General features: G+C 41.4%; 31 protein-coding genes and 2 pseudogenes. 10 read left to right on the top strand and 23 right to left on the bottom strand.

The genetic code is table 11. From position 1 onward, the window contains the following. A partial coding sequence (locus J7I90_RS27290; protein WP_251025174.1) for an SH3 domain-containing protein occupies positions 1 to 1,242 on the bottom strand: 1,242 nt, incomplete at its 3' end. Positions 1,243 to 1,827: 585 nt separating this feature from the next. Here J7I90_RS27290 and J7I90_RS08165 point away from each other — a divergent pair. The 4 genes from J7I90_RS08165 to J7I90_RS08180 all read left to right on the top strand — a co-directional run bounded on the left by J7I90_RS08165 (position 1,828) and on the right by J7I90_RS08180 (position 3,809). Beyond that, a complete protein-coding gene (locus tag J7I90_RS08165) occupies positions 1,828 to 2,433 on the top strand; it encodes a protein kinase family protein (protein ID WP_214770388.1) in 606 nt (201 codons plus the stop codon). Positions 2,434 to 2,467: 34 nt separating this feature from the next. Beyond that, on the top strand, positions 2,468 to 2,911 hold the full coding sequence (locus J7I90_RS08170) for a DUF6376 family protein (RefSeq protein WP_054399099.1): 444 nt from the start codon (positions 2,468 to 2,470) through the stop codon (positions 2,909 to 2,911). Positions 2,912 to 3,029: 118 nt separating this feature from the next. Continuing rightward, on the top strand, positions 3,030 to 3,458 hold the full coding sequence (locus J7I90_RS08175) for an SRPBCC family protein (RefSeq protein WP_106027645.1): 429 nt from the start codon (positions 3,030 to 3,032) through the stop codon (positions 3,456 to 3,458). Further along, entirely contained in the window at positions 3,459 to 3,809 is a 351-nt protein-coding gene (locus J7I90_RS08180) for an ArsR/SmtB family transcription factor (protein ID WP_214770390.1), read from the top strand. 285 nt (positions 3,810 to 4,094) lie between these two features. Here J7I90_RS08180 and J7I90_RS08185 read toward each other — a convergent pair whose 3' ends face one another. The 8 genes from J7I90_RS08185 to J7I90_RS08220 form a co-directional block, all read right to left on the bottom strand. Further along, positions 4,095 to 6,944, bottom strand: coding sequence for a YhgE/Pip domain-containing protein (locus J7I90_RS08185; RefSeq protein ID WP_251025181.1), 2,850 nt, complete (start codon positions 6,942 to 6,944; stop codon positions 4,095 to 4,097). Positions 6,945 to 6,946: 2 nt separating this feature from the next. Beyond that, positions 6,947 to 7,453 carry an Rrf2 family transcriptional regulator gene (locus tag J7I90_RS08190; RefSeq protein WP_063574903.1) on the bottom strand — a complete coding sequence of 169 codons (507 nt, stop codon included), beginning with the start codon at positions 7,451 to 7,453 and terminating at the stop codon, positions 6,947 to 6,949. Positions 7,454 to 7,625: 172 nt separating this feature from the next. Then, positions 7,626 to 7,988 (bottom strand): thioredoxin family protein, encoded by a 363-nt coding sequence (locus J7I90_RS08195; RefSeq protein WP_371748549.1) that lies wholly within the window; start codon positions 7,986 to 7,988, stop codon positions 7,626 to 7,628. Positions 7,989 to 8,262: 274 nt separating this feature from the next. After that, positions 8,263 to 8,400: a VOC family protein gene (locus J7I90_RS08200; protein ID WP_214770396.1), complete on the bottom strand. Its 138-nt coding sequence runs from the start codon at positions 8,398 to 8,400 to the stop codon at positions 8,263 to 8,265. 77 nt (positions 8,401 to 8,477) lie between these two features. Beyond that, positions 8,478 to 9,065, bottom strand: a complete 588-nt coding sequence (plsY, locus tag J7I90_RS08205) for a glycerol-3-phosphate 1-O-acyltransferase PlsY (RefSeq protein WP_214770398.1) — start codon at positions 9,063 to 9,065, stop codon at positions 8,478 to 8,480. Positions 9,066 to 9,201: 136 nt separating this feature from the next. Beyond that, positions 9,202 to 9,888 (bottom strand): VOC family protein, encoded by a 687-nt coding sequence (locus J7I90_RS08210; protein WP_214770400.1) that lies wholly within the window; start codon positions 9,886 to 9,888, stop codon positions 9,202 to 9,204. Positions 9,889 to 10,053: 165 nt separating this feature from the next. After that, the gene (locus J7I90_RS08215) at positions 10,054 to 10,701 is read right to left on the bottom strand and encodes a pentapeptide repeat-containing protein (RefSeq protein ID WP_214770402.1); all 648 of its coding nucleotides are present in this window, start codon (positions 10,699 to 10,701) and stop codon (positions 10,054 to 10,056) included. 214 nt (positions 10,702 to 10,915) lie between these two features. After that, positions 10,916 to 11,398: a DUF4306 domain-containing protein gene (locus J7I90_RS08220; protein WP_214770404.1), complete on the bottom strand. Its 483-nt coding sequence runs from the start codon at positions 11,396 to 11,398 to the stop codon at positions 10,916 to 10,918. A gap of 135 nt (positions 11,399 to 11,533) precedes the next feature. On the opposite strand from J7I90_RS08220, the gene J7I90_RS08225 reads away from it, so the two are divergent. After that, entirely contained in the window at positions 11,534 to 12,178 is a 645-nt protein-coding gene (locus J7I90_RS08225) for a DUF6944 family repetitive protein (protein WP_214770406.1), read from the top strand. Here J7I90_RS08225 and J7I90_RS27295 read toward each other — a convergent pair. After that, positions 12,175 to 12,565: pseudogene (locus J7I90_RS27295) on the bottom strand (VOC family protein). The gene J7I90_RS08225 and the pseudogene J7I90_RS27295 overlap by 4 nt on opposite strands. Positions 12,566 to 12,761: 196 nt before the next feature. On the opposite strand from J7I90_RS27295, the gene J7I90_RS08230 reads away from it, so the two are divergent. Both J7I90_RS08230 and J7I90_RS08235 read left to right on the top strand, forming a co-directional pair. Further along, a complete protein-coding gene (locus J7I90_RS08230) occupies positions 12,762 to 13,181 on the top strand; it encodes a MarR family winged helix-turn-helix transcriptional regulator (protein ID WP_048686687.1) in 420 nt (139 codons plus the stop codon). Between the two features lie 12 nt (positions 13,182 to 13,193). Beyond that, positions 13,194 to 14,393 carry an MFS transporter gene (locus J7I90_RS08235; RefSeq protein WP_214770408.1) on the top strand — a complete coding sequence of 400 codons (1,200 nt, stop codon included), beginning with the start codon at positions 13,194 to 13,196 and terminating at the stop codon, positions 14,391 to 14,393. Between the two features lie 66 nt (positions 14,394 to 14,459). On the opposite strand, the gene J7I90_RS08240 is transcribed toward J7I90_RS08235, so the two are convergent. From J7I90_RS08240 to J7I90_RS08290, 10 genes and pseudogenes are all read right to left on the bottom strand, one after another. Continuing rightward, positions 14,460 to 15,665 carry a hypothetical protein gene (locus tag J7I90_RS08240; RefSeq protein WP_214770411.1) on the bottom strand — a complete coding sequence of 402 codons (1,206 nt, stop codon included), beginning with the start codon at positions 15,663 to 15,665 and terminating at the stop codon, positions 14,460 to 14,462. 24 nt (positions 15,666 to 15,689) lie between these two features. Continuing rightward, positions 15,690 to 16,520: a hypothetical protein gene (locus J7I90_RS08245; RefSeq protein WP_214770413.1), complete on the bottom strand. Its 831-nt coding sequence runs from the start codon at positions 16,518 to 16,520 to the stop codon at positions 15,690 to 15,692. Further along, entirely contained in the window at positions 16,517 to 17,203 is a 687-nt protein-coding gene (locus tag J7I90_RS08250) for an ABC transporter ATP-binding protein (RefSeq protein ID WP_214770415.1), read from the bottom strand. The genes J7I90_RS08245 and J7I90_RS08250 overlap by 4 nt, the downstream gene beginning before the upstream one ends. Next, positions 17,200 to 17,580 carry a GntR family transcriptional regulator gene (locus J7I90_RS08255; RefSeq protein ID WP_034310706.1) on the bottom strand — a complete coding sequence of 127 codons (381 nt, stop codon included), beginning with the start codon at positions 17,578 to 17,580 and terminating at the stop codon, positions 17,200 to 17,202. The genes J7I90_RS08250 and J7I90_RS08255 overlap by 4 nt, the downstream gene beginning before the upstream one ends. Before the next feature lie 179 nt (positions 17,581 to 17,759). Then, positions 17,760 to 18,515, bottom strand: coding sequence for an AAA family ATPase (locus J7I90_RS08260; protein WP_214770417.1), 756 nt, complete (start codon positions 18,513 to 18,515; stop codon positions 17,760 to 17,762). Between the two features lie 154 nt (positions 18,516 to 18,669). Beyond that, entirely contained in the window at positions 18,670 to 18,900 is a 231-nt protein-coding gene (locus J7I90_RS08265) for a hypothetical protein (protein ID WP_214770419.1), read from the bottom strand. Further along, positions 18,846 to 19,241, bottom strand: a pseudogene (locus J7I90_RS27300) (DUF4937 domain-containing protein). The gene J7I90_RS08265 and the pseudogene J7I90_RS27300 overlap by 55 nt, the downstream one beginning before the upstream one ends. Further along, entirely contained in the window at positions 19,192 to 19,755 is a 564-nt protein-coding gene (locus tag J7I90_RS08280) for a GrpB family protein (protein ID WP_214770423.1), read from the bottom strand. Before J7I90_RS08280 ends, J7I90_RS27300 begins: the two are co-directional and overlap by 50 nt. A gap of 140 nt (positions 19,756 to 19,895) precedes the next feature. After that, complete coding sequence (locus J7I90_RS08285) at positions 19,896 to 20,921, bottom strand: 2-keto-3-deoxygluconate permease (protein ID WP_214770426.1); 1,026 nt, start codon at positions 20,919 to 20,921, stop codon at positions 19,896 to 19,898. Positions 20,922 to 21,005: 84 nt separating this feature from the next. Continuing rightward, positions 21,006 to 21,971, bottom strand: a complete 966-nt coding sequence (locus tag J7I90_RS08290) for a sugar kinase (protein ID WP_214770428.1) — start codon at positions 21,969 to 21,971, stop codon at positions 21,006 to 21,008. A gap of 289 nt (positions 21,972 to 22,260) precedes the next feature. Between J7I90_RS08290 and kduI the strand changes: the two genes are divergently transcribed. The 3 genes from kduI (at position 22,261) to J7I90_RS08305 (ending at position 25,104) form a co-directional block, all read left to right on the top strand. Next, on the top strand, positions 22,261 to 23,091 hold the full coding sequence (gene kduI, locus J7I90_RS08295) for a 5-dehydro-4-deoxy-D-glucuronate isomerase (RefSeq protein ID WP_214770490.1): 831 nt from the start codon (positions 22,261 to 22,263) through the stop codon (positions 23,089 to 23,091). Positions 23,092 to 23,135: 44 nt separating this feature from the next. Continuing rightward, complete coding sequence (gene kduD / locus J7I90_RS08300) at positions 23,136 to 23,912, top strand: 2-dehydro-3-deoxy-D-gluconate 5-dehydrogenase KduD (RefSeq protein ID WP_034310689.1); 777 nt, start codon at positions 23,136 to 23,138, stop codon at positions 23,910 to 23,912. 184 nt (positions 23,913 to 24,096) lie between these two features. Further along, a complete protein-coding gene (locus tag J7I90_RS08305) occupies positions 24,097 to 25,104 on the top strand; it encodes a LacI family DNA-binding transcriptional regulator (protein ID WP_214770430.1) in 1,008 nt (335 codons plus the stop codon). Between the two features lie 75 nt (positions 25,105 to 25,179). Here the strand turns inward: J7I90_RS08305 and J7I90_RS08310 are convergent, their stop codons facing one another. From J7I90_RS08310 to J7I90_RS08320, 3 genes are read right to left on the bottom strand one after another with little or no spacing between them, the layout of a single operon-like run. Next, positions 25,180 to 25,689 (bottom strand): GrpB family protein, encoded by a 510-nt coding sequence (locus tag J7I90_RS08310; protein ID WP_214770432.1) that lies wholly within the window; start codon positions 25,687 to 25,689, stop codon positions 25,180 to 25,182. 38 nt (positions 25,690 to 25,727) lie between these two features. Then, positions 25,728 to 26,228 carry a hypothetical protein gene (locus J7I90_RS08315; protein ID WP_214770434.1) on the bottom strand — a complete coding sequence of 167 codons (501 nt, stop codon included), beginning with the start codon at positions 26,226 to 26,228 and terminating at the stop codon, positions 25,728 to 25,730. Further along, positions 26,225 to 26,596 (bottom strand): hypothetical protein, encoded by a 372-nt coding sequence (locus tag J7I90_RS08320; RefSeq protein WP_214770437.1) that lies wholly within the window; start codon positions 26,594 to 26,596, stop codon positions 26,225 to 26,227. Before J7I90_RS08320 ends, J7I90_RS08315 begins: the two co-directional genes overlap by 4 nt. Between the last annotated feature and the right edge of the window lie 68 nt (positions 26,597 to 26,664).

The raw sequence follows: 26,664 nt of genomic DNA on the forward strand, positions 1-26,664 counted from the left end.
TGCCGTTGAACCCGTTCCTGGCTTTGTAGCAGAAAGATATTTCGTGCTGACATATCCATCCTTTCCATTGGCTTTGACTTTCGCCCAGCCATTGGATTCCGAATACACCGTCACTTTCGTTCCTTTTGAAAGGATGGCTACTATGCTTGCGGTAGCTTTTCCGCTTTTTCGCATATTGAGTGATCCCGCGCTCACGTTTACATATTTCGTCGTCGTTTTTACAGGCGTGGCTGCCGTTGATCCCGATCCCGGCTTAGAAGCAGACAGATATTTGGTGTTGACATATCCATCCTTTCCATTGGCTTTGATTTTCGCCCAGCCATTGGATTCCGAGTACACCGTCACTTTCGTCCCTTTTGAAAGGATGGCAACTATGCTTGCGGTAGCTTTTCCACTTTTTCGCATATTGAGTGATCCCGTGCTCACATTCACATATTTCGTTGTCGTTTTAACCGTTGCCGCTTTGGTCACTGTTCCAGGCTTCGTTGCCGATAGATACTTCGTGCTGACATATCCATCCTTTCCATTGGCTTTGATTTTCGCCCAGCCTTTGGATTCCGAATAGACCGTTACCTGTGTGCCTCTTGTCAGCTTTGCTACTAAGCTGGCACTATCACTCCCGCTTTTTCGCATATTAAGTTGACCTGTGCTCACATTCACATATTTCGTTGTCGTTTTAACGGTCACCGCAGCTTTTTTTACCGCTCCAGGCTTCGTTGCCGATAGATACTTGGTACTGACATATCCTTCTTTTCCATTGGCCTTGACCTTCGCCCAGCCTTTGGATTCAGAATACACCGTCACCTGTGTACCCCTTGTCAGCTTTGCGACTATGCTGGCACTATCACTCCCGCTTTTTCGCATATTAAGTGAACCTGTGCTCACATTCACATATTTTGTTGTCGTTTTTATGGTTACTGCAGTTTTCGTTAAAGTCCCTGCCTTCGTTGCAGATAGATACTTGGCACTGACATATCCCTCTTTTCCATTGGCTTTGATCTTTGCCCAGCCTTTGGATTCAGAATACACCGTCACCTGTGTGCCATTTGCGAGCTTTGCGACTATGCTGGCACCTTCCGCCCCGGTTTTTCTCATATTGAGCGATCCGGAATTCACCTGCACAAACATAACGTCTTCAATATTGGCCTGTTCGGCATGTAGTGGAGCTGCAGATATTTTTTCTTCGAAAGCAACTGTAGACAACACTGCAAAACAGAAAGTTGGTATAATTAATTTCTTCATCTCATTCTCCCTACTAAAGAATTATATTTTTAACATTTATTTAAATATCGGTTAAGATTAGTACGATAATATAGGCTAATATACTCATTCATCTAAAATATAACATATTCCTTTAGATCTATAGGGAGGTAAAAAGTGATTGTAACATAATAGTAAACTAATAGACATTTAAGTAATTATATAGAAATATTTGCAACGAAGCTTATGCGTCAAGCAAATGATGGCAATTAAGTATATTGATATAATTACTTGTCGCTCAAATTAATGCTAATGAGACGAGCATCTTTCTGCCTAAATCGAATATATATAAAGGGTAGGCACACGATCCTTATATTTGACGGATCGAGGCAATAACCTATATAATTACTGTATATAATTTATAAGAATCCTTCTGTTAAGGGGAGTAGCTATACAATAAAGTCGTCAGTACAGGATTGAATCCTCGGCTTTATTGGCAACTGATTTAGTTGTTTGCAAGACCTTGCCGATTATTTGGTGAGGTCTTTTAATTTAAAGACGGTATGACCAATAATCGGTTATACCGTCTTTTTTGATTCGAAAAATTGCACAATAGAGGTGAAAAGTATGCAGAACTATAATGAATTAGCTCAAAGCGTTAAGATTTCCGATGATAAAAAGCATGTATTGCTCGATGCCGACCCATCTTTATCACTGATCGGAAAAGGCCGAAGCGCATATGTTTTCCGAATACATTCCACCAATAAGGCACTAAAAGTGTTTTTCCCGGATCATACTCACACAGCTAAAGTTGAAGCTGAAATATACAAAACCGTCCAATCCATCGAATACTATCCAACCCTATATGATGCGGGGATAAATTACCTGGTTATAGATCACATTGAAGGCAACACTCTTTTTGAATGTTTAACATTGGGAATCCCGATTACGGAAGAAAACATTGCGGAGATTGACCATGCGTTGCAATTGGCAAGGAAAGAGGGATTGAACCCTTCGGATATCCACTTACGAAACATCTTCATCACTTCTGAAAAAAAGGTGAAGATCATCGACGTTGCAAGGTTTAAACAGGTGAAATCCTGTAATCAGTGGCACGACTTGAAAAGTGCTTTTCACCTTTTCTATTCGAAGTCGTTTTTTCCGAAGAAGATTCCCAGCTTCATACTCAATTCCATTGCTGCAATTTATAAAAAAAGATTTCTGCCCATCTGATCCTTACTATAAAAAAATCACATTGGAGGCACATATGAAAAAAATAATGACCATTGCTCTGCTGTCCATCCTTACATTAAGCGGATGTTCAGCATTAGAAGAAGTCAATTCATCATTGGAGTATGCAGATGATGCGACGGAGTATGTAAATACCGTTCAGGATTTTGCCAATGAGGTTCCCGCCATGTCACAGGACGCCATCACGAATGCCGAAACAAGAGCAAATCTTGAAAAAGAACTGGAATTGATGAAAACGGAGATTGAAGAATTCAATGCAACTGAACCACCCCAAATCGCTGAAGGCATCCATGAGAAGATCGTCAGCTCAAATCAGCAGCTTTCAGATGGAATTGAATTATATCTGAATAATATTGAAAAGGGCCAAATTGATCCTAAGGCATTGGAAGATTCAGAGATAATGAAATCAATCGATAATATAACGGGATTGGCAAAACAAATCGAAGAGTTGGGAAATTAAGCCTCCTGCAATGAATAAAAAGGAATCGCTTGAAACAAATTATTGACATGAAACCAAAAGGTTTTATATAATCAACAAAGCAAAACCAATTGGTTTCATATTTTCACTTAAAAGGAGAATCAGTATGGAAAATACATTACAGGATATCAAGAAGACGGTTATTCTTGAAGCACCTATCCAAAAAGTCTGGGATACAGTTTCCACTGCAGAGGGTATAGCTTCATGGTTCATGCCAAATGATTTTCAACCGAAAGTGGGACATGAGTTCCATGTGCAATCACCCTTCGGCCCATCTCCTTGTAAGGTAACGGAGTTAGATGCTCCTCATCGCCTTTCATTCAGTTGGGATACGGACGGTTGGTTCATTTCCTTCCTTTTAAAAGAAGTGGATGGCAAAACGGAGTTCACCCTTATTCATGGCGGCTGGAAAGAGCCGGATACGATTCTTCCGAAACCGAACGAAAAAAGCTCAGTGATTCGCGATAGAATGAATCATGGCTGGGAACAGATCGTTAATCAAGGTCTTAAAAAGGCTGTTGAGGGCTAAGTGTCTGCATCAGAAAAACATGATGTATTTCAGGCTATCGCCGACCCAACCCGCCGAAAGGTCCTGCAATTGCTTGCTGAAGGGGATTTACCCATTTCAGAAATCACTTCTCACTTTTCCATGAGCCGTACGGCGATTGCCAAGCATCTTCATATCCTTTCTGAAGCTGAATTGGTCAGTGGCCGCAAGGTAGGAAGAGAGAAACGCTTTCGGCTTCAGCCGGAACCTTTAGCGGAATTAAAACAGTGGCTTTCTTTTTACGATCAATTCTGGGATAACAAATTATCCATCCTTAAACATGTGATTGAAAATTCAGGGGAAAATGGATTGAAAGTCATCGAAAAAGAATAGGACACGAATGAACCATCATAATGAAAAGCTCTTTTCATAAAGATTGTTGTTTTTAAAACGAAACGATTTAAGGTTGATTGGAGCGGAAGTGCGAGACTCCTGCGGGAGCAGCGGGGCAGGTGAGACCCCACAGGCGTTCCCGCCGAGGAGGCTCACCGCCCGCCCCGCGGAAAGCGAGCATTGGAGGGGAAATCAACCACACGGCATTACTTGGTGAATTGCAACAAAGTATACGAAAACAGCCTAATGAAAAAACCCCCGGCGCATTGCACCGGGGGTTTTTGTTTATGCATTCATCTCAATATTATGTGCTTTTCGCTTCTTGATGACCATCGTTAGCAATAGCAGAAGATTAAAGACAATGATGCATCCAGTAAGGAACACTATACTTGCTGTCAATGCATCCGCCCCAAGGCTCGTACTCATCGCCTGGCGGAAGCCCATGACAGAGTATGTCATCGGAATGAACGGGTGAACATGACTGAAGAAGTTATTTGTCAGTTCCACAGGGAACATTCCTCCGCTTGCACCTAGCTGTAATACAAGGAATATCATTGCCAATAAACGACCTGGATTTCCAAATCCTACGGTCAAGAAGGTAACGATGAACATGAACGTTAGGGAAGTCAGTATGGAAACCCCAATGAATTGCCCCATGTTCTCGACCTGTAAGTCCATTCCCCAAATCATGATTGCATCCAACACTAATGCAGAAAGGGTCGCTTGGATGAATAGGACCGTAAATTTACTGAACCACCATGCCACTCCTGATGTAGGCCTAGTAGAAGGCAAGCCTGTCGGGAATCCCATATTGAAGGCAATGGCTCCAACAAATAACCCTAGAGACAAGACATAAGGAGCCAGTGCATGACCATAATTCGGCACGTCACTGCTTTTTTGTTCTTTGACCTGTGTCGGTTCAGCAATCATGCTGTAATTATCATCAGTTGTTTTATTTTCACTAATTTCTTTTGCACCATCACTGAGTTTTTCCGAAAGCTCGACCGTTCCATCTTGAAGTGAGGAGATTCCCTCACCCAATTTACCGGAACCTTCAGCAAGGGCTGATGAACCTTCATTGATCTTACCCGCGCCATCAGCAAGCTGGATGACCCCATTGCTCAAAGTAGGCAGATTGCCTGCCAATTGTTCAGTTCCTTTAACAAGTGCTGATGAGCCCTCGTTCAAGGCCGATGAGTTGGCATCCAGTTGATTGGCCCCATTAGCCAGTTTGCTTGCCCCTTCGCCAACTTGGCTAACACCAAATGCGTACTTCTCAAGACCACTCCCAAAGGAGGATGAACCTGCTTGCAGTTGTGAAACTCCATCAACCAATTGACCAGATCCCTCAGTTAGTTTTGAAAGACCATTATTCAACGAGGAACCGCCTTGTGCTAACTGGTTGATCCCCTTCACTAATTCCGGTGTCCGTTCATTTAAACTTTGCGTTGCCGCCGTTAATTGATTGCTGCCTTCTACAGCTTCATTCAAGCCGCCATTTAATTGGGTTGCACCAGGAATCAATTGTTCTTCCAGTGCGTTCCTTATTGACGTATATCCGTTTAACGCTGAAACGGCGTTTGGATTGACTTTATTCACCGCATTATTTAAATGGGCCACTTGTTCCGGAAGCTGCCCTAATCCATTCAATACAGGCATTACCTTATCCGTTAATTGCGTTGATAAGTCTGATACACTTGCAGCAAGAGCCGATGCGATCCGTTTTTGTGCCTCCGCCTGGCTTTGAAGTTCATTTTGAATGGCTCCGATTACTTCTGATTGCTGTTCACTGGTCATGCTTTTGAAGGCTTCCGTGTTTTGAACGGCATTGATCGTGCTCTGACCATTATTCGCAATCGCTGATTGAAGTTCCGTTAACGCCGCTTGACTGTTATTGAGGTCTTCGGTAATGCCGGATACGGTACCGGACGCGCTGCTTCCTGCTGGAACCGCTTCTTGCAATTGATTTACACCGCTTTGAATGCTTGTCAGTCCTTGCTTAAGCTGATCCAGCTGTTCTTCTCCGGGCAATTGACCATCCATTTTTTTCAGGCCGTCATTTAGTGCCTGGCTTCCTCCTGCCAGTTTATTGATTCCATCATTTAAACTCTGCTGACCTGCTGCCAATTTTGGAATTCCTGTCGATTCATCCGTCAGCTGGCTTGCATTTTGTGATAATTGATTCAACCCATCATTCAAATTCGCACTGCCTGTTTGCGCTTGTGCCAATCCAGTATTCAAAGTTTGCGCTCCTGGAACCACTTTGGCCAGCCCAGTGGAAAGCTGGGAAGAACCTTGTATAAGTGCTTCACTATTATTAGTTAATTCCCCTGTGCCTGATGCGAGTTCGTTCGCACCCTTTTGCAACTGACCGACACCGGAGGTATATTGTGAAATACCCTTATTCAATTCCGACGCGCCACTTTCAAGCTTGTTGGCTCCTTCCAAAAACTCGCCAACGCCCACTTGGAGTTTATTCGCTCCATCTTTGAAAGTTAATGTGCTCGAAGCTAACTTATTCAGATTTTCCGTCACTTCTTTGTTTCCATCATGCAGTTTTTTTGCACCGTCATCCAGCTTTGATGCCCCATCTGCCGCATCGCCGAATCCTTCTCCGATTTCATCCAGTTGGGAGAAGATCGCTTCCGCATATTCTTTTGTGACACTTTCGGCAATTTCCGTTTTCAAATTATTGGTTGCCTGTTTCCCGACCGTTTCAGAAACGAAACTGCGTCCAGGATTCACATCATACGTCAGATTCATTTTTTTAGGCTCATCATCCATGACGGTAGAAGCATTTTTTGAAAAGTCCTCCGGAATGGTGACGACCATATAATATGTACCATCATCAAACCCTTTTTTCGCCGCTTTTTCCGTTACGAAATGCCATTCTAAATCATCATTGTCCTTTAATTGCTCGACTAGCTCATTACCGACTGTTAAGGTTTTCCCCTCATATTCCGCCTTTACATCCTTATTCACGACTGCAACAGGCAATTTGCCTGTATTTCCGTATGGATTCCAAGCGGAACTAAGGAATAACCCCCCATAAATAATCGGGACGAACAGTAAAACGATTGCGACACCGACCAATTTTCGATTCGTAAGGAAAAGCTTCCATTCTTGTTTAAGCATATTCACTTCTTTTCACCTTTCTTTTCACGCAGTACATCACTCAATGACGCGGTATTCCAATTAAGGGTCGGTATGTCCGTGGTGCCAAAGCTTTCTTTAAGCAAATCCGCCACTGTTTGGCTGGAAAAGAACTCTATTAAAAGTTGATCCGCCCGAGAAAACATCCGACGAAGGACGTCCATTCCCTTCTCTGCATACTCTCCATCTTTAAACGCTTTTTCTATAAGTCCTGTATCCGGAAACATCGAAATGGGACCTTCCATCGCCTCAATAATTTCAAGGTTTTTAATCTTATCTACACTTTTGGCAAGAGTAAGGCCGCCGTTATTACCTGGAACGGAAGTGATTAACTGCTTTACGACCAATTTCCTTATGATTTTTTTCAAATACGAAGGAGACACCTCTAATCGCCTGCTGATCTCATTTGACGAAAGCGGGACATTTTTATCCTGGGTGGAGAGTATAACGATGATGCATATAGCTTGCTCGACCCCTTTTGTTAATTGCAAATCATTTCACCTCTTTCAGTATGTATGTAGATATCACATATCCATAATGGATGTTCGGTATCTATAATTAAAACCCGTTTCACCTTAGAAATCAAGTCATTTCCAGAAAAATTTTTAAAAAAAAATAAACCCCTCATTACAGCACAATAAGGGGTTCACATTTTCAGGTCTTTTATAGGTCTTTTAGAAATTCATTGACCGCTTCTGGAGTTTTAGCATTCGCACTGTGCAGGTGCGCAACCTTTTCCCCATTTTTAAATACTAATAGTGATGGAATTCCCATTACCGTTTGCTCTTCGGAAATCTCAGGGAACTCGTCACGATCGATTGTAAACCACTGTTTGTCTTGATGTTCTTGAGTGATCTCATCGATGAACATGTCTAAACGTTTGCAGTCCGGGCACCATGTAGTCGTAAAAATCCCGACCGTCAGTCCCTCTTGGTTGATTTGTTCACGATATTCTTGTTCTGTATTGATATTTTTCATGATTGTCTCCTCCGGGCTTTTCTTATCATCATACTTTAATCCATGAATTAATGTACTCAAGGATTAATATATAATTAATTCCTTCACAGCACAAACGGTTTATCCTAAAAGCATCTAACTCTTGCCCGGATATGACGCCTTGTTTTCTTTGTGTCCAAATCTCTCGTTAATGAAAGAAGAAACCCTCGAAATGAATTCACTACTTTCATCAATGAAAAGATAGAAAATGATCAATTCACTGTCAGGAATCTTTTCGGTGATGTGGTGATCAGAAGAAGGGCAATAAAAAGGCCACTATCCAGCAGTGGCCTTTTCATTTCATTCACATTGGGAGAGTAAGCTGCCAGGAAACACCAAACTTATCAGATACCCAGCCGAACTTCTTACTAAACAATGCTATCGAGGCAATGATCCCAAAAACGATCACTCCCACCGCTATCAATAAACTTCTTTTTTTCATGGCTTTGCTCCTTAGGTTATGGTGCAATATTCACTATATTGAGAGAACCATAACATCTGCATGTAATTCATTTCCTGCTATTTATAGGTCCTGCCTACTTTTGCTTCCGTTCCCTTACAGATTCTCTTTATATTTTCCCGATGCAAAATGATGACGAATAAACAAATAAATGATGAGAGTGCAATGATAAGCCTGCCTTCAAAAAATAAGCTGTATATCAATATGGAAATGCTCCCCAGCATCGAACTGAGAGATACATATTTTGAAGATAGCAAACTAATGAGAAATACCATGCAAGCAATGAATGTACCTAATGGGGTTAAAAATAAAAACACTCCCGCCGATGTTGCCACAGCCTTTCCCCCTTTAAATCCCGCGAAAACAGGAAAGGCGTGGCCAATTATTGCAAGTAAGCCGCATAGTGCAGGGGAAACGTTCGAATGCAGCGCCATCGGGAGTACGCAGACTATGATACCTTTCAATAAATCAGCAAATGCTACAATCGTCCCTGCTGTCTTGCCCAAAATCCTAAAACTATTAGTTGCACCAAGATTTCCACTCCCATATCCGCGGATATCGGTACTGTAAAATAATTTCCCGATGACCAAAGCAAATGGGATGGAACCTATTAAGTAACTTAATAGGATAATTATCATGTTCAGCATAAATTACCTTCTTCTTGTTATTATTGGAGATTATTCTTTATTCATTCTTTTACAATCCCGATGACAAAACCATCATAGGAAATACATCAATGACAGGCAGCCCGCTCCTGCTTTATTGCCAATATATAAATCTACATCATTCCATCTTTTTCAATTCCATACATCCTTCGCCATCCAATGAAATATATAGATGCTGATTTATGACTAGCGAAAGCGGATAGGTTTCCGACTCTTTATCCGAGAAAATCCAACGCCGTTTCCTTGGACCTAGAAGTAAAAACGAACCTGCTTCATGTTCACCCATGAAATTCAATCCATCTTCTCTTATCGCTTCACCATTCCTAACAGGTACACCATTGCTGATCAACCGATTCCCCAAGGCCCTGACTTCATCTGTCGTAATGTTTATTTCACTGATGCACAGGACGTTTTGAGCTGAAAAAGACTCAGCCGCGGATTCGGTCGATACGGAATATCTAGATATGAACTCGACAATGTTGCCTGAAGGGTCTAAAAAATAAAAAGACTTTGCGTCTAAAAAGCTGAAATAAACCTCGTCATCATCCTCTTCCCTGGTCAATTCCACTTTTGATTTCGCCCATGCTTTTGCCGAAATAAATAAATTGGTCGGAATGTTCATGGCAAAATGGTAAAAAGGCTTTTCTTTGTGATGATATTTTTTGATTTCAAGCACACTTTCCCCTGCCTTAATTTCAAAAGCACCATCCGTTTGCGATAGTAGCTCAAACCCTAACACATCAATATAAAAATTCCGCATTTCATTCCAGGCATGACTATACAAAGTGACCTTATTGATAATCAACTTCCAGTCCCCTTTCCACTTAACAAATATTGTAAATAAATACTGCGTTTGTGCAAAGATTCCGTGCTTTTCAAAACCTATATACTTCTACTCACTCTGCCCTACAAATCACTCAAAAAGGACCGCCAAATTCGGTGGTCCCTCGCTTCAGCCTTATTGAAAGGTTCACTCTTTAATTTTCAGTCCAAGCATGGCTGCAAAGACTATCGCTTGGTCCGGGGAAACTTCGCATCCTTTTAAATCTTCGGGGGATACGGTAATCCTTTGAAATGTAGAACTGCTAATATCAATTCCCTTGAGGGGTGTCCGGGAAAAGTTCACTTCATTTAATCTGCATGTTTCAAACTTCACTTTAATGAATTTACACTCATAATAATCAGCACTTTCCAATGAGCAATGATCGAACCTCACTTGCTTTAAACTGGAATAACCAAAGGCACTTAAATTCAGGTTGCAATTCTCAAAGAAGACATTCCCTAAGCTTGCGTCAGAAAGGTTAATGCCTAAAAGTTTGGACTCTTTGAATTCCACACGATGAATCGAGCCGCCCATGAAATCGGCATTCGTTAAATCGCAATGATCAAAGATGACATCCGTCAGCTCGATATTCCTGAATGATACATCACTGAATGTCACATTTTTAAAAACAACTTGTGATAACACGATTTTGTCCATTTTTTCTCTATCGATCGTGCAGTTGGTTATGATACGGGACTCAAGATAAGGCTCATCTTGAAAATATATTTCCTGAAAGTTCGCTTGTGTTAAGTCTTGGGGGATCTTTGGCTGTTCAATTTTGGTTTTGGCTGACATATTATCACCTTTTCGCTTTATTCTTCAATCACTGGTTTATCCAATCGATAGGGTTCATCGCCGGTATTATAACAACTGGTCCACTAAATTTCGACTTAACTATAAACTACATTACAGTGAAGTTCAATCTAAGAATTTCGCGTAAATGACTATTATTTTTCGTTATTTTGTGTCAACAATTTGCACAAAAAAAGCTGCCTCATCGGCAGCTTGCTTACTTCATGAGCGTATTGAACCCTCTTGGCATCCGGTAATAATAGATAGCTGCAGCCATTATCGCTATGATTCCGCCTATCAGAAAAAATGCTTGAAAGATATTTCCTCCAACAGTCGGGGAATTGGATACATAACCGCTTGAAAATAGAAAGAGGACACCGAATCCCAACAAGAATAGGGCCATCTTTTTAATCCTTCTTTGGAACAGGATATATCCCGTAAGAATGATTAAGTACGATGCGGCTAGGACCATAAGAGATGGAAATAACGGTTTGAATTTTGCGGCATACACGAAATGATCGAAATTCGAAATATCATCTGCTTCTATCGCCTGTTCATCACTTACGTGTGTGAAATGCGTGGAATGCTTCCATTCCCAAGGTCTATCCAGAATTTCGCTTCCTTCATACCAGGTACAAAACGTAAAAACCATAAAGAAAAGTGCTGCGATAATCATTTGCAAAAAATTGTTAAAAGTCAATATCATCTCCTCCAGTTGTCATTATACCAATAAATGGGTAACTTACAACCAAAGCCCAAAGTGATAAAGCATTAAGTAAACAAACACTGTTTCCTGAATAATATAATCTAACCACTTATAAGGAGCGTTTAAGATATGATCACTCATGGAAATGGAGATGACCTCCTTATTTCAGCAGCATGGTTACTCGGCATCGGCACTCTTGTTGGTGCAATCGGGCAAACCCGGCAAACTTTAACGAGCACTAATCTCGGAAAAGATCTCATCCTCAAAGGGAATGGCATTGAAGCCGTTGCAAATTCCCTGCAAGCGATCGGCCGTTCAAAAATGCTGAACCCGGAAAACGAACGTTCGCAATCCTACTTCATATTCGGCAATTGGCTTGAGGCCATTGGTAATACCGCAAATGTAGTTGGAATAGATATGCAATTGAGTGGTTCAGTGGAGGAAGGCACGAGAACCGATGCAATCGGCAGTGGAATCCAAGGCCTCGGTGCCGCCTTTGAAACGTTTGGGGCAACGCTGACTGATGAGGCCATTTCACCATTTGAGATCAAGGGAAATGGCCTCATTGCAGCCGGTTCTTTTTTGGAATCCGTCGGAAATATTTTTATTTTAAAAGAAAAAGTACGGGTGGGAGAACATATCCTTCTACTAGGCAGCTGGACCCAGGTTTTCGGAGCATTCATATTGATCGAGGCCTTTTCACTTGGCCCAGAGCCCGAACCTGAGAATGGGAAAGGTGGAAATAATGGTTATAGCTATGCCAACTATTGTTAAGGGGCCGCGAGTTCGACCTTCATCCGATCTGGATCTTCGAAATATACAGCATAATGATCCTACCCGCCTGCAAATGGATGCTTATCGGCGTTAATGGTGGTAACTCCCCCCCTTAACTTTCCTGGCAACTTCATCAACCTGTTGCCGGGAAGCGGCGTAAAAAGCTAAATGGTTAAGACCCACACGTCCCCTATGTTAGGGAATGTCGAGAAACCTTGTTTCCGCTTGTATAAAAAACATGTACATCTCACCCATTCTCCAACTCCTCCCGCTTTCCCACTCCTGAAATGGCTCATAGCCCAGCTCGTCCAAAAACAAGCCCCCAAAATCAATGCTCCTCTTTAAATTTGGAACATACAGCTCAATATGTTGAAGATATCCTGTCACCCTCCTCTTATGATCGCTTTTTGGAGTGTTTACTCGTGAGTTTCCGGCTTTTACTCGTGAATTCTGCCGTTCCTCCCCTATTTTTTCAAAATAACAATAACAAATCCGAGTGGACAGAAGGGATTAAATTTGGTATTATAGTTACCTAGGGTAACAATTACTCAAGATAACCATATATTGATAAGAGGTGTTTCTGATAAAGACTTTCCAAAAATTCTTTCAGCAATTATTGCTGCTGTACCGGCCGTTTGAAAATAATCTTAATATCCAGCTGAACAAGCATGATTTACACAGGGCTCAATGGTCCATTTTGTATTACTTGAACAATTATGGTTCGGCGACGCTTGTCGAGCTTGCCAATTACCAAAGCGTGGAGAAACCCACGATTACGAGGACCATTGCCCGCTTGGAAGAGCTGGGGTATGTCGAGCATGTGCCAAGCAAAGATAAACGCGAGAAAAGGATGCGGCTTACGGAGCTTGGCAAAAAGGTCTACAGCGAAGTCCGTGTGACAATCGATCAATATGAACAGGAGATATTGAAGGGGATCACGGAAGAGGAGCAACTCGCTGCCATACGCATCATGGGCGAAATTAGAAATAACATTATAAAGTAAGGAGATAATAACATGGATCAATCCAGAACCAGACTGTGGACGAAGGACTTTGTCATCGTTTCGTCCATCAATTTTTTCATAACATTAATCTTTTATTTACTGATGGTGACACTTGCCATCTATGCTGTTAATGAATTGGATGCTTCTACAAGTGAAGCCGGACTCATATCGGGAATTTTTATTATCGGGACGTTGATCGGACGCCTGTTCATTGGCCGTTTCATTGATTCAATCGGCCGCAAGAAAACGTTATTCATAGGTTTGATCTTTTTCACTTTGACAACAATTCTTTATTTCGTGGACCTTGGAATCGGCTTCCTGCTTGTTAACCGCCTGATCCATGGGATGGCAATGGGGATGGCAAGTACTGCGACAGGCACGATCGTTGCGCAGATCATTCCGGCGACACGAAAGGGTGAAGGCATCGGCTATTACAGCATGAGCGCAACACTTGCGACGGCTATCGGTCCTTTCATCGGTCTTTATATGGCCCAACATACAAGCTTCCAAGTCATTTTCAGCTTCTGCCTGGCTTTAGGGGTGATCTCCCTGATTACAGCATTCTTCCTGTATGTCCCGGCATTGAAAGTGACGGCAAAAGTTACGGAAAGCAAAGGATTCAAGCTTTCCAATTTCATTGAACCTAAGGCACTGCCCATTTCCATCATCACTCTGTTATTGGCTTTCTGTTATTCCAGTGTCCTTTCTTTCATCAGTTTCTATGCCATCGAAATCGATCTGGTCAATACGGCAAGCTTCTTCTTTGTAGTGTACGCAGTAGCCGTATTGCTATCACGTCCTTTCTCAGGACCATTGATGGACCGGAAAGGATCGAACTTCATCATGTATCCGGCTTTCATTATTTTCGGAGTCGGCTTGCTGCTTCTAAGTATGACAACCAATAGTTTCACTTTACTGGCAGCAGGTTTCCTCATTGGCCTTGGATTCGGTAATATGCAATCAAGCTCTCAGGCGATTGCCGTTAAACTGACACCGCCTCACCGAATGGGGATGGCAACGTCCACCTTCTTTATCATGCTTGATGCAGGACTTGGATTCGGCCCTTATATTCTGGGATTCATCATTCCGGTAACAGGTTACAGCACACTTTATGTCATCTTGGGCGTTGTGGTCATCTTGACCTCCGTCCTTTACTACTTCTTGCACGGCAAGAAGGAACGTACAGCCAGAACGAACTTGGCTTCCATTTAAATGAAAAAGGGATATCCCATTGGGGGATATCCCTTTTTCATTTAAAGCTTTATAGATAGTAGGTATTTACTTTACTTCCAAGTCATTGATAAAAAGTCCAAAACTTTTGCTGTTCTTTTTATTCATGACTGTTTCACCTTTATATAAAGTCTTTCCAGTCTTTATATCTGCAATCAGAAGTTTGGCAGGCTTGTATGTTAAAACGTCTTGATCCACTTCGTTCCCTAATAGGAAGTACACACGCCCGTTCTTAATGGCAGCGAAAACTTGTTCCTTTTTATTAGCAGCTAAATCCAGTTCCGTGTCATTCGTTAATGTTTGACTGCTGAGATCAAACGTTTTAATGCGGTATTTACCTGATTTCATTTCAACTGTATAAAGGTTTTTTACGTCTGCATATCCTGATCTTTCCATGTCCAGGCTCAGCGATCCTTTTTTAACCGTTTCTAATTTTTCCGTTTCATAATTATAAGATAAAAGCTTGCTTTCCTTTAGTTTTTCCTCAAAGCCATCCTCATGATTTACCCCTTTAATTAACGAAAAGAATACCATGTTGTTTGGCTGGGAGGGAGCAACATCAGTTGGCATCTCAAAATCAACTTGATTAGGGTAAGTAAAGGATTCAGATACAAGGGTTTTATCGCTCAAGACTTTTTTATTGGCTACATCGATCGTATACAGATGAACCTCTTTCGTCTCTTTCTCATTGTTGGAATTCACATCATTCATCGTTAAAACCTGTAGTTTTGAATGGACCAATTGCACATCCCTGACATCAACATTCATGATTCTCCCTTGATTCGGAAGTTCAACTTGGAAAGAAGTTTCCTCTTCGTCCTTCTTCTCCAGTAAACCGATATCAAACTCCGCTTCCATATTCCCGCTCTTTGTATATTCGCTATTCACCCAAGCGTAAGCGAGAAAATCATCATCTTTATATAAAGAACTAATGGAATCCTTGCCACGCATAAACGAACGATGTTCTTTTATTAATCTTTCAATTTGATGATCCTGTCTTCCAGTTAAGTTCTCCAAGTAAGACCTTTCGCTGGCATATGTGGTTGTATTGGATTCAAATGTTAATGGTTCATAAAAAGAACCATTTTCAAGCGTAGCATGTATGATTACCGGATCAAGCTCTTTATCGCTGCCTTCCAGTGTCTTGAACGTATACTTTGGAAGGCTGGAAGCGGAGGAAAATTTGACATAATAGGTCCCGATGCTTAAGATGACAACCATTCCAATAATGATGCTGCATAAATAACGTTTCACCTTGTTCACTCTCCTTTAAAGTTGTTATACGGTCACGCGATTTTTAAATAACCAGGCACCAAGCCAAACCGATAAGCCTGTCAAAATGATTCCTAATGCGAGCAGCAGGCCAAATAATTCATTAGGATAGAAATAGAAATTCCCAAATTCCATTACGAAAAGTGGAGCTAAAAACAACACCGCAGCGATTCCGCAATATAACAAGCCCATTATGATTCCTTTTATGCGGAAACTTCTTTCAAACATGATCGCCGTGAATAGTATCGACATGATCATAAGACCGATGCCATAGGAAATCAGGAATTGCGTGAATGTGCTTGGGATGATCAATGACAAAATCGGATTGGCTATCGTGATAGTAGAAATTGACATTTCATTCAAGAGCGCTTCCGGCACATTCGAATTAAATAGTGCATTTTGCATAGGTAAAATGATGATTTGGAAAGCAATCAATCCTAATACCATCAGGAAGATGGCCGTAGCTTTTGAAAGGTAGATCGATAATCTGGATGTCGGTAACATCAACAGACGATAAATGAACGTATTCTTTCCAAACCAATCACGATACCAAATAAGGAAAATGTAAAAAATAAGGGCAACCGCACACAGCGCTATCGGTCCTACAAACAAGAGGCTATTGGCGATATGGGTAAAATCAATGCCTCCATAATTGGTAATATAAGCTGCTTCAGATAGTCTTTCTTCTTTCATGATATCCTTGGCATCATTAAGAAGGCTCTTCGTTACGATGATCACTCCGGCAAATTGCGAAACCAAGGTGATCAACAATAAGCTAAGATAGATTTTACTGAAACGGTTGATTTCAAAGTTCACTAGTTTTATATATCGCATCATGATTGATACACCTCTCTCATTACATCGACTACCGATTTCCCTTCCTCTTCCCGCATTTCTTCTGTATTGAACTCTTTAAGCACTGAACCGTTATCCAATAAAATGACCTTATCGATCAAATGTTCAATATCACCGATTTCATGGGTCGTGATGATGACTCCTCTATCTTCAATCAGGTGGCTCGCAAAGACATCGGCAATTTGCTCGCGGCTAAACATATCGATTCCCGAAAATGGTTCGTCCATCAGTACATAATCGACGTCAAGGGACAAACCAAGCATCAGGTTGAGCTTAGCTGTATTTCCTTTTGACAATTCCGAAATGCGATTCTCCTCTTTAAGCTTGAAAAACCCCATTAGCTGGTTAGCTCTTTCCGGATTCCAGGACGTATAGAAATCCGACATGAAAACCATGGCCTGTTTAATGGTCATTTGCGGAAGCATGGTCGGTGCGTCCGGAATGAAGGTGATTTTTTCATAACTTTCCTTTGTCATCTTTTGATCATCGATCAGGATTTCACCTTTATATGGCGTCAAGCCCATGATCGCTTTGAGTGTAGTCGTTTTACCGACACCATTTATCCCGATCAGACAAGTGACTTCCCCTTTATTGGCTGTAAATGAAACATCATCCAAGATCTTTTTCCGTCCATAATTCTTGGAGATCTTTTTTACTTCTATCATTTTTCTTCCTCCTCCCTTATTTCTTCCGAGTATTTTTCTTTAACCACACGAAGCAGTTCATCAACCGGTACATTAATCGGACGAATCGCATCGACAAACGTATCGACGGCTGCCAAAATCAATTCCTGCCTTACAGCCTGTAAAATCGTTTCATTCGTCGTGATTTGACTGGGGAAATTTCGTTCTGTATGAATCAAGCCCTGTTCCTCCATTTCTTTATACGCTTTTTGAGCGGTATTGGGATTTATATTGAGTGAAGCCGCCAGTTCTCTTCTGGAGGGAATTTCCTGCCCCGCCACGAAATTACCAATGGCTATTTGTTCTTTGAAATGCCTAACGACTTGCAGATATACCGGTTCCCGGGTATTTACGTTCATTAAAACCACCCCCTATTTATTTAAAAAAGTCTGATATATGTGTATGTACTAAGTGGTTCATACACCTTATAGATGTACTATACCTGTAATACACCTAAGCTGTCAACAACCAATTCCAAAAAAATGAAACCCCCGAATGCGCACTGCAGACGGGGTTTTTCATTGGAGATGCTAAAATCTCATTGAAATAGATGATGAAGCAGCCGATCTTTATCTTCAAAAAACTGTTTCATTAACAAATAGTGATTGGACTCCTCTAATGCCACCTCACTCATTCCCTCCTCTGAAATTTGGAGGATTTTAGCATCCGGGTAGGCCATGATGATCGGGGAATGGGTGGAAATGATGAATTGGGATCCTTGTTGAACAAGCTCATTTATCCTGGCCAGCATCGATATTTGTCTCAATGGGGACAAAGCAGCTTCAGGCTCATCGAGAATATACAATCCATCGCCTTGAAATCGTTCTACAAAAGCAGAAAAAAACGATTCCCCATGAGATTGCTGGTGTAACGATTTTCCACCGAAGGAATCGATGATTTTCGACCCAAACGATGACTCCCTGTCCAATTCCTCTATATTCGTAGCTAAATTATAAAAGGTTTCCGCCCTAAAGAAGAAATGATCCTTCGGTTTGTATACGCCTTTTTTCAGACGGAGGTATTCGTCCAAATTGGAATGTGAATCATAATTGGAAAAATTGAAATTCAACGTTCCGCCTTCTGGATTGAAGCCATACGCAATCGCAATACCTTCAAGCAAGGTGGACTTCCCCATTCCATTTTCCCCGATGACATAGGTAACACTGGGATGAAAAGCAACTTCCTGAAGGTGCCTGATAACCGGAAGATCAAGAGGGAAATGGTCATACGAAGATATTCGGTCTCTATTGAGGTAGATGCCCCTGATATACTGTGAATCATAATCTAGTTTCATTTGTTATCACCCTCTGTTGAATATATTTAGAGCCATTCCATTAAAACTGCAACAATCCAAGTCCCATTTATTGTTCAAATTGATAGATCGATAAGGTTTGATTCTAAATGACCGCCCACTTTGGATGCAATTCAATTAAACTTCCTGAAATGCGCTAGGTTGAATCTTTCACTCCCGATTCGTTTATCAGTGCAGGCAATTCCCTATCCGCATACTGTTGATGCGAATCTTCATTGTCCCATAATGAGGCGGCCAGATATCTGCCGTTTTGCCATTTAGCTAATGCGCCAGACAGCATGCCCGGTGTCATCGCCCTGTTCCCCGCGTCTTTTAGCACCTGCTCAAAACGGGCTTGTTTAACATTTTCAACAGAACATTCAGCCACTCGAAGTAATTTTCCCTTGTCAACAAATCCGTCATGTCCATTGTTCCTATATTGGATATGCTCTCGAATATATCGACAGAAATATTTATATACGTACTTCCTTGGTCAATCTTCCTGAATATTTCATCATGCTGATGCTGCATGAAACGTTGATAACAATGGAGATCTTTCCAAACGGAGAGAATGCCTGCTTCACAGGTTCATTTCTACCCTCCGATTTGACCGATGAAGCCACAATGGCGCAACTGTCCCCATCCCTCTTGTGATTTTGAAAATGAATTCTTGCTTTCCTCATTCACTTGGCATTTGATCCACTTCATTAACATGATGATCCCCCTCATTCAAGGACGCCGCCCAATGTTTCGCTTTTTCATCGACTTTTTTGATAAAATCATTTTTCCCGTTTACATATCCTTTAATATCATCTGGGAATTCCGCTGCCAAGCGCTGCTTCAGCCTACTATACTCTTGTGCTTTATCAGGGTATGATAGCAAATAATCCCGAAAAGCGAGGTGTCGGGCAATTTCTTCATGTCCTTTTTGGAACATGTGAATATGGTGCGTCCTCTCATCCCCGCCTTTACGAAAAAAACGTCGTCCAGCGATTCCGTTCTCCCCCTTGGCATCATACCCCATCTCTTCCATCTCTTTATTAAAGTCAGCGACACATTCCACATCTTTCACCACTGCCAAAATATCTATTACAGGCTTGGCATGTATTGCCGGGATGGCCGTACTGCCAATATGGTATACATTCATCATTTCAGGCCCGAAAATATCCTCTAATTTTTGGCATTCATCATGAAATAGCTTGGACCATTCTTTCTTATATGGTACAACCTCTACCTTTCTCATGAAGCCTCCTTGATAGGAATTCGCGTTTACATTCCTTTTTACTGTTTCCTTATTTTAACACCGATGTACATGCATCACAAAAAAGCAGCCGGGATAATAGCCCCAGTTGCTTTTTGGATAGCGCTTACATTTCATTTGTTTTATTTCGCTTTTTGTAAGGAAGCCACATTTTGATCTTTCAAAATAGTTGGTTTCATGCCCCTTCGCTGCGGAATGCCTCTTTCCTCCTGTTTCTTTGCAACCCACATCGTCAGCATCGGTGTCAGGATTGCCGTCACCAATACACTTGTCGCGATGATTGCTGTTGCCGATTCTGCTACAGGAGCGAATTGCGGGTTTAACTCGGCGATGATGAAAGGTACAGCAACTGCGGCACCCGCCGTTGAAGAAGCGGCGACCCCAGCAACACCATCGGAGCCAGTAACGTAACGGTCCAGTAGATATAAGACGCCTCCGGACAGGAAGACGACAGCAACGCCCATTAAAATACCCATGAATCCGGATTTTACGATCATGCCAAAATCCAACCCGAATCCTAAAGCTAATGCGAAGAAGGGGATAAGGACCGGTACGGCCTGTCCAAAGAATTCCCGGCACTCTTTATCAATATTCCCTACAATCATCCCGACTGCAAATGGAATCAATGTGGAGACAATTGTTTGCCACGGGAAGGTTGCAAGGCCTCCAACACCGAGGATGATCATCGTGAAGAACGGACCGCTTTCAATACTGATGAACGGGAATGCCGCAGCATCTTCCGTTCTGCCCAATTTTGTCATGAGTGCGGTATAAAGACCGCCATTCGTTTCATTAAAAGCCGCTATCAGCACTAAAACCGAAAGACCGGAAAAGAGACCGGTTTGAATCCCATTCTCCGGAAGCAGCAACGCTGCACCATATCCCAATAATGCCGCAAATACGACTTTACCGAAAAGCAATGTAAATCCTTTTCTTGCAATATACCCGGATTGCTTAACATCTATCGTAGCTCCGACACAAAAGAAAAAGACGGCTAATATCGATGCGGTACCTGTTAGCATGGCACCTGTAAATCCGCCAAAGAAGGTTGCCGTGTCAGGAAAAATAGTATGTATCAAAGCACCTATGAACAACGGGACAACCATCATGCCACCAGGGATTTTTTCTATTGCGGCTTTTATTCTCATCACAATCTCTCCACTTCATTATCAAATTTATGAATATTTGTAATTGGAAGTCTAGTTGTGGAGTTAACTGGCTGCTGTTATCGATCATTCAACATTTAATAGTTCGTTCTGGCTTTCAATAAAGTCCTGCAATTTTTTCCGGCTGGGCATGCCATCCATATCACCGGGAGCCATGACTTGAAGGGCGCCAATCGCATTGCCCCGAGTAACGGTTTCCAGCGTGGATTTCCCGTCAAGCAAGCCGCTGATCACACCGACTGCGAAACCATCTCCGGCACCTACCGTATCAATGACTTTTTCCGGTGCGAATCCTTTAACATACCCTTCTTCATTGGCATTTTTATAATAAGCTCCCTCTGCTCCAAGCTTGATGACAATCATTTTAACTCCTTTGTTCAAATAAAATTCGGACACCTCCTCAGGTGTTCGGAGCCCTGTTAAAACTTCCGCTTCGGACATGCCTGGAAGAAATAAATCACAAATATAAGCAAGTTCATTAATGCATTCCACCATTTTTTGTTTATCCGGCCATAAGTTAGGCCTTAAATTCGGGTCAAATGAAACCGTTTTCCCTTGGCTCTTCATAAGTTTCATGGCAGCAACGGTAAATTCATGGCAGCTTTCGGATAATGCGGATGGGATACCTGTTGCATGCAGATGTTTAGCTTGTTGAAAATACTCTTCTGAGAGGTCGTCGATATTCAGAGTGGAAGCAGCTGAATTTTTTCTGAAGTATTCCACCTCCGGGTCTCCGGCATGCACTTTAGATTTAATGAGCATTCCTGTCGGATGATCACTTGTAAAACGGATACCTGTCGTGTCGACTTTTTCTTTATTCAATCCTCCGATGATGAACTTACCGAAACTGTCGTTGCCAAGTTTCGTCATATAAGCAACCTTTAAATCAAGACGTGCCAATCCGCAGGCTACGTTTGATTCGGCTCCCGCAATCGCTCGGGAAAAGGATTTAGCCTCATGTAAAGCCTCTACTTCATTTGCATAGAACATGTTCATCGGTTCCCCAAAGGTGATCACATCTAAATCTAACATTCCCAATTCCTCCTGAAAAAAGGTTTATTTCGGTTTAGTAAACCAACACTACAAGAAAGCGCTTTCTTTTGGATGAAATCAGATTATCATATAAACCAGTTATTAACAATACTAATTTTTAAATTATTTTTTGCATATTTTCCATCTACCTTACTGATAAACTACTAAAATTTTCTATTAATATTGACTATTTGGAAAACATTAGATATATTTTAAATATTGGTAACGTTAACATTTTTCAACCTAACGATAAACCGTTTTACTAAACTAGGAGGTTATTTATATGCATATGGAAAAACGTTATTCCATTCATCCGTCACAAGCCAAACACTTTGATACAAGTGAAATCCGTGAAAATTTTTTAGTGGAAAAATTATTTCTCGATGACGACGTTTCTTTATGCTATTCCCTTGATGACAGGATCATCATAGGAGGAATCAAACCTGTTTCTAAAGAGGTTAAGCTTGAGGGTCATGATTTCATTAAAGCTGATTATTTTCTTCAACGAAGAGAATTAGGGGTATTTAATATAGGGGGATCAGGAAGGATCTCAGTTGACGGGAAAGTATATCCCCTTGAAAATCGTGATTGTCTATATATAGGATTAGGTTGTAAGGAGCTGATTTTCATTAGTGACTCAGACTCCGAACCTGCTAAATTTTATTTAGCCTCTGCTCCGGCACATAAAAACTACCCTATTCAACACGTAGCGTTCAAGGAAGTGCAAGGTGATGAAATGGGATCACAGGAAACGGCAAATAAGCGGACGATTCGCAGAATGATTCATGAAAAAGGAATCCAAAGCTGCCAACTGTGTATGGGGATGACCGAATTGGCTCCAGGAAATGTCTGGAACTCCATGCCCCCTCATGTCCATGACCGCAGAGTGGAAGTTTATATGTATTTTGACTTGGCAGATGATGCCGTTTTGTTCCACATGATGGGTGAACCCGATGAAACAAGGCATATTGTCATGAAAAATGAACAGGCTGTCATTTCACCTCCATGGTCCATACATAGTGGTTCCGCTACAAGCAACTACACATTTATTTGGGCAATGGCCGGAGAGAATTATACATATGAAGATATGGATACCTTTCCTATTTCAGATATGAAGTAAGACTAGAGTGTTTTATTAATCCATATGGGGATGGAGGAAACAAGATGAGTTTACTGGATTTTTCAATGGACTTTTTCAGTTTAAAAGGGAAAGTTGCCATCGTAACAGGAGGAAATACCGGATTGGGCCAAGGGTATGCGGTTGCATTAGCAAAGGCGGGTGCAGATCTGTTTATCGTTGCTCATGGTGATAATTGGCAGGAAACAAAGGATTTAATCGAAACGACCGGGCAAAAAGCTGTATTTTATCAGGCGGAGCTTACGAATAAGGAAAGCCTTAAAGGAGTTGTAAAAGGCTGTCTTGATGCATACGGAAAAATCGATATCCTTGTTAATAATGCAGGAACGATTCGCCGTGCCCCTTTATTGGAATATAAAGACGAGGATTGGAATGCAGTAATGGACATTAACCTTAACTCCTTGTATTTTCTCAGTCAGCTCGTTGCCAAAGAAATGGTTGAACAAGGCAGCGGGAAAATCATAAATATCGCTTCGATGCTCACCTTCCAAGGAGGCAAGTTCGTTCCCGCGTATACTGCGAGTAAACATGGCGTTGCCGGGCTGACTAAAGCCTTCGCTAATGAATTGGCGTCTAAAAACATTCAAATAAACGCGATTGCCCCAGGTTATATTGAAACGGCCAATACTGCCGCGCTTCGTGCAGATGAGTCAAGAAACAAAGACATTCTCTCAAGGATCCCTGCTGAAAAATGGGGAACACCCTTTGATGTCATGGGAACTGTCGTTTTTCTTGCCAGCAAGGCCTCTGACTATATGAATGGCCATATCCTCGCAGTTGATGGAGGCTGGCTCGTTCGTTAATCCGCTGATCAAGATATGTAAAACAATAGTTTAAGGTTAACACCCTTAGCCCAAGTGCTTAGGGTGTTTCTTACATCCAATGTTTAACAAAATCAGGTAAATGGCGTTGGAATCGTCATGCTCCTTTGTTATGATGAAGGTATCCCGTTCTAGTTCAAGAAATAATATCCTTTAGGAGAGCATCATGAAAAAAAAGAAAACTACCATATCAGATGTTGCTGAGAAGGCCGGTGTTTCCAAAAGTACGGTTTCTCAATATATTAACCAGCGTTTTCGTTATATGAGTGCTGAAACAAAGGACAGAATCGAGCAAGTCATCCAAGAACTTGACTTCCGTCCCAATGATAATGCCCGGAATTTAAAAGTGAAAAAAACAAAAGTCATTGGCATACTCGTAGCTAATATTTTACATACTTTATCCACTGAAATCATTCGTACCGTAGAAGAACAGCTTCAGCAGCATGGCATGAAAGTGTTCATATGTGACTCTGCCGATGACCCAGAGAAAGAAAAAGAATACCTTGATTTGCTCGTTTCTACGCAAGTGGACGGAATCATCATCTTTCCGGTAGGAAATGATTTTAAAGTCTATAATTACTTGATCGATCATTCCATTCCAATGGTATTCGTCGATCGATTAGTTGATGGGGTAACTTCCGATTCCGTTCTTTTAGATAATCATGCTGCAATCTTTTTAGCTGTTTCCATGCTGGCTGAAAAAGGACACGAAAACATTGCATTTTTAACCTTACCGATTGATATCCCGATCACACCAAGGCTGGAGAGAATCGAAGGATTTAAAAAAGCGATGGCATCTCATAAATTGGAAGTAAGGGAGGATGATATTCATTCTTTACCCAGAAACCAAATTCAAGAAAAATTGGCCCGGATATTCGATGCAGAAAAACCACCGACAGCCATAGTGGCAGGAAATGATTTAGTATTACGTGAAATCCTTAGCTATTTGAAAAAGCAAAAAATCTCGATTCCTGGGGAAGTGGCGATTGTCAGCATTGATGATGTCGCTTATACGGAGTTTTATGAACCATCCATCACGACAATTGGACAGCCCATTCAGCAAATGGGAATTAAAACAGCTGAGTTACTATTGAACCGGATAACCAATTCGGATCAGGCCCCGTACATTACTTATCGGTTTGCCCCCGAACCCATCGTTCGAAGTTCATGCTAATTGTTCATACAACAAACGGCAGTTTAAACCACTGCCGTTACCATATTTCAAGTAATTCAAAATTTACCTTGGAAGTCAACCGCCTTTTGCTGATTCCATGACATTTAAGATAAATGGCGCTTTCGCTTTTGTGTACCCCACTATATCTGCAGGATGCTTTTCTGCTAAGGACATTTTTAATTGCTGATATTGTTTCCGTACGTCAGGATGGCTTCTTAGGTAGTCCCTGAATGAAAGTTGAGTCTTCCACTGTTCACTTCCAAATCTATAGATATGCAAATGGTGTGTACCCGCTCTCCATTGGCCTTTTCTAAAGAAACGCCTTTCGGGAAACTCCTTATGCGTGACAAATTCATACCCTATCGATGTCAACGGTTCAATGAAAGCGTCAACTTCAGCTAAATGTTGGACGCCAACCATGATGTCCAAAATCGGTTTAGCCCCCACCCCCATGACGGATGTACTTCCAATATGCTCAACACAAAGGGAATCGTTCTTTAAAACCTCCATGATCCTCGCTTTTTCCTGTTGAAATTCACTGACCCAATCAGGGTTATATTCCTCGATCTTCACTGTTTTTTCCATATAATCACTCAACTTTACTTAAAATCGTATGACCGCCATCATTTTTCATCACGCGACCATTTTACGATGGGATCTTGCGTGCTCGGCTCATAGTAAGTTCCGGCATACACCTTTTCTTTTCCTGTTATTTTATTCGTTCGGATGACTGTATATCTTCCTTTATCATAATTTTTGGTAAGATAATATGTCCGGTTTGAAAACCCTTTTTCGGGCCCGGTTAACTTTTCTTTAGTTTTATACGCTTGAGGTTTATTCAAGTGCTCTTTCACTACACTTTTAATATTCAGCGGCGTGCCCTCAAGCTTGACATCAATTCGGAAATCAGCATCCCTGGTCTCTGTTTTCCCTGAAGGAACGGATGCCATTTCAACCGTATCATGGGTTTGTTCCGAGAATGTTTTTGTGACACTGTATGAATAAAGAATATTCATGGAACTTATATTATGTTTCATTTTGCCAGCAATCTCAGGCATGGCAACATTCAATAGAAAGGTGATTGAAATACATGCAATTAATATGATAAGCGAAATTTTCTTCATATTTCCTCTTTCTCAACTATGTATTCTTGTAATTCAACTTGTTCATTTTCCTTAGGAATAATCCCAAATTTGGCGATTAATAGAATGGCAAGAAAACTGAAACTGCAAAAACTAGTATTATCACTTGTAATAAATGAAGCCTGTATAATTCGGGATGCCAATAATGAATTCAAAATATAAGAAAAAAGAAACCCTGAATAGGATAGGCAAACCAGATAGTTTCCAATCAATGCCCTCCTGTAATGTACATACTCCGACTTATTTCCCTTCCCGATACTGACACAATGTCTAAATTGCCTAATGAGACCGTATGTGAAACCAATAATTAATATGACTGCAATGACAAAATCAATTATTGCTTCCTCCACCGTTTTACCCCTCCTTGGTAATTCGAACTAAGAATATAGTAAATTATTACATTAAACTCATCATATAC

It is taken from the genome of Bacillus sp. ISL-57, assembly GCF_018613135.1.
GTDB classification, from domain to species: domain Bacteria; phylum Bacillota; class Bacilli; order Bacillales; family DSM-1321; genus Peribacillus; species Peribacillus frigoritolerans.

Excerpts from the sequence above, each read along its gene's own strand:
- kduI (WP_214770490.1), top strand. The coding sequence starts at position 22,261 with ATGGAAAAACGTTATTCCATTCATCCGTCACAAGCCAAACACTTTGAT.
- J7I90_RS08260 (WP_214770417.1), bottom strand. The coding sequence starts at position 18,515 with ATGAAACTAGATTATGATTCACAGTATATCAGGGGCATCTACCTCAAT.
- J7I90_RS08285 (WP_214770426.1), bottom strand. The coding sequence starts at position 20,921 with ATGAGAATAAAAGCCGCAATAGAAAAAATCCCTGGTGGCATGATGGTT.
- J7I90_RS08315 (WP_214770434.1), bottom strand. The coding sequence starts at position 26,228 with ATGAAGAAAATTTCGCTTATCATATTAATTGCATGTATTTCAATCACC.
- kduD (WP_034310689.1), top strand. The coding sequence starts at position 23,136 with ATGAGTTTACTGGATTTTTCAATGGACTTTTTCAGTTTAAAAGGGAAA.
- J7I90_RS08200 (WP_214770396.1), bottom strand. The coding sequence starts at position 8,400 with ATGAAAAAAAGAAGTTTATTGATAGCGGTGGGAGTGATCGTTTTTGGG.
- J7I90_RS08225 (WP_214770406.1), top strand. The coding sequence starts at position 11,534 with ATGATCACTCATGGAAATGGAGATGACCTCCTTATTTCAGCAGCATGG.
- J7I90_RS08235 (WP_214770408.1), top strand. The coding sequence starts at position 13,194 with ATGGATCAATCCAGAACCAGACTGTGGACGAAGGACTTTGTCATCGTT.
- J7I90_RS08290 (WP_214770428.1), bottom strand. The coding sequence starts at position 21,971 with ATGTTAGATTTAGATGTGATCACCTTTGGGGAACCGATGAACATGTTC.
- J7I90_RS08215 (WP_214770402.1), bottom strand. The coding sequence starts at position 10,701 with ATGTCAGCCAAAACCAAAATTGAACAGCCAAAGATCCCCCAAGACTTA.
- plsY (WP_214770398.1), bottom strand. The coding sequence starts at position 9,065 with ATGCTGAACATGATAATTATCCTATTAAGTTACTTAATAGGTTCCATC.
- J7I90_RS08245 (WP_214770413.1), bottom strand. The coding sequence starts at position 16,520 with ATGATGCGATATATAAAACTAGTGAACTTTGAAATCAACCGTTTCAGT.
- J7I90_RS08310 (WP_214770432.1), bottom strand. The coding sequence starts at position 25,689 with ATGGAAAAAACAGTGAAGATCGAGGAATATAACCCTGATTGGGTCAGT.
- J7I90_RS08280 (WP_214770423.1), bottom strand. The coding sequence starts at position 19,755 with ATGAGAAAGGTAGAGGTTGTACCATATAAGAAAGAATGGTCCAAGCTA.
- J7I90_RS08170 (WP_054399099.1), top strand. The coding sequence starts at position 2,468 with ATGAAAAAAATAATGACCATTGCTCTGCTGTCCATCCTTACATTAAGC.
- J7I90_RS08305 (WP_214770430.1), top strand. The coding sequence starts at position 24,097 with ATGAAAAAAAAGAAAACTACCATATCAGATGTTGCTGAGAAGGCCGGT.
- J7I90_RS08255 (WP_034310706.1), bottom strand. The coding sequence starts at position 17,580 with ATGAACGTAAATACCCGGGAACCGGTATATCTGCAAGTCGTTAGGCAT.
- J7I90_RS08250 (WP_214770415.1), bottom strand. The coding sequence starts at position 17,203 with ATGATAGAAGTAAAAAAGATCTCCAAGAATTATGGACGGAAAAAGATC.
- J7I90_RS08185 (WP_251025181.1), bottom strand. The coding sequence starts at position 6,944 with ATGCTTAAACAAGAATGGAAGCTTTTCCTTACGAATCGAAAATTGGTC.
- J7I90_RS08165 (WP_214770388.1), top strand. The coding sequence starts at position 1,828 with ATGCAGAACTATAATGAATTAGCTCAAAGCGTTAAGATTTCCGATGAT.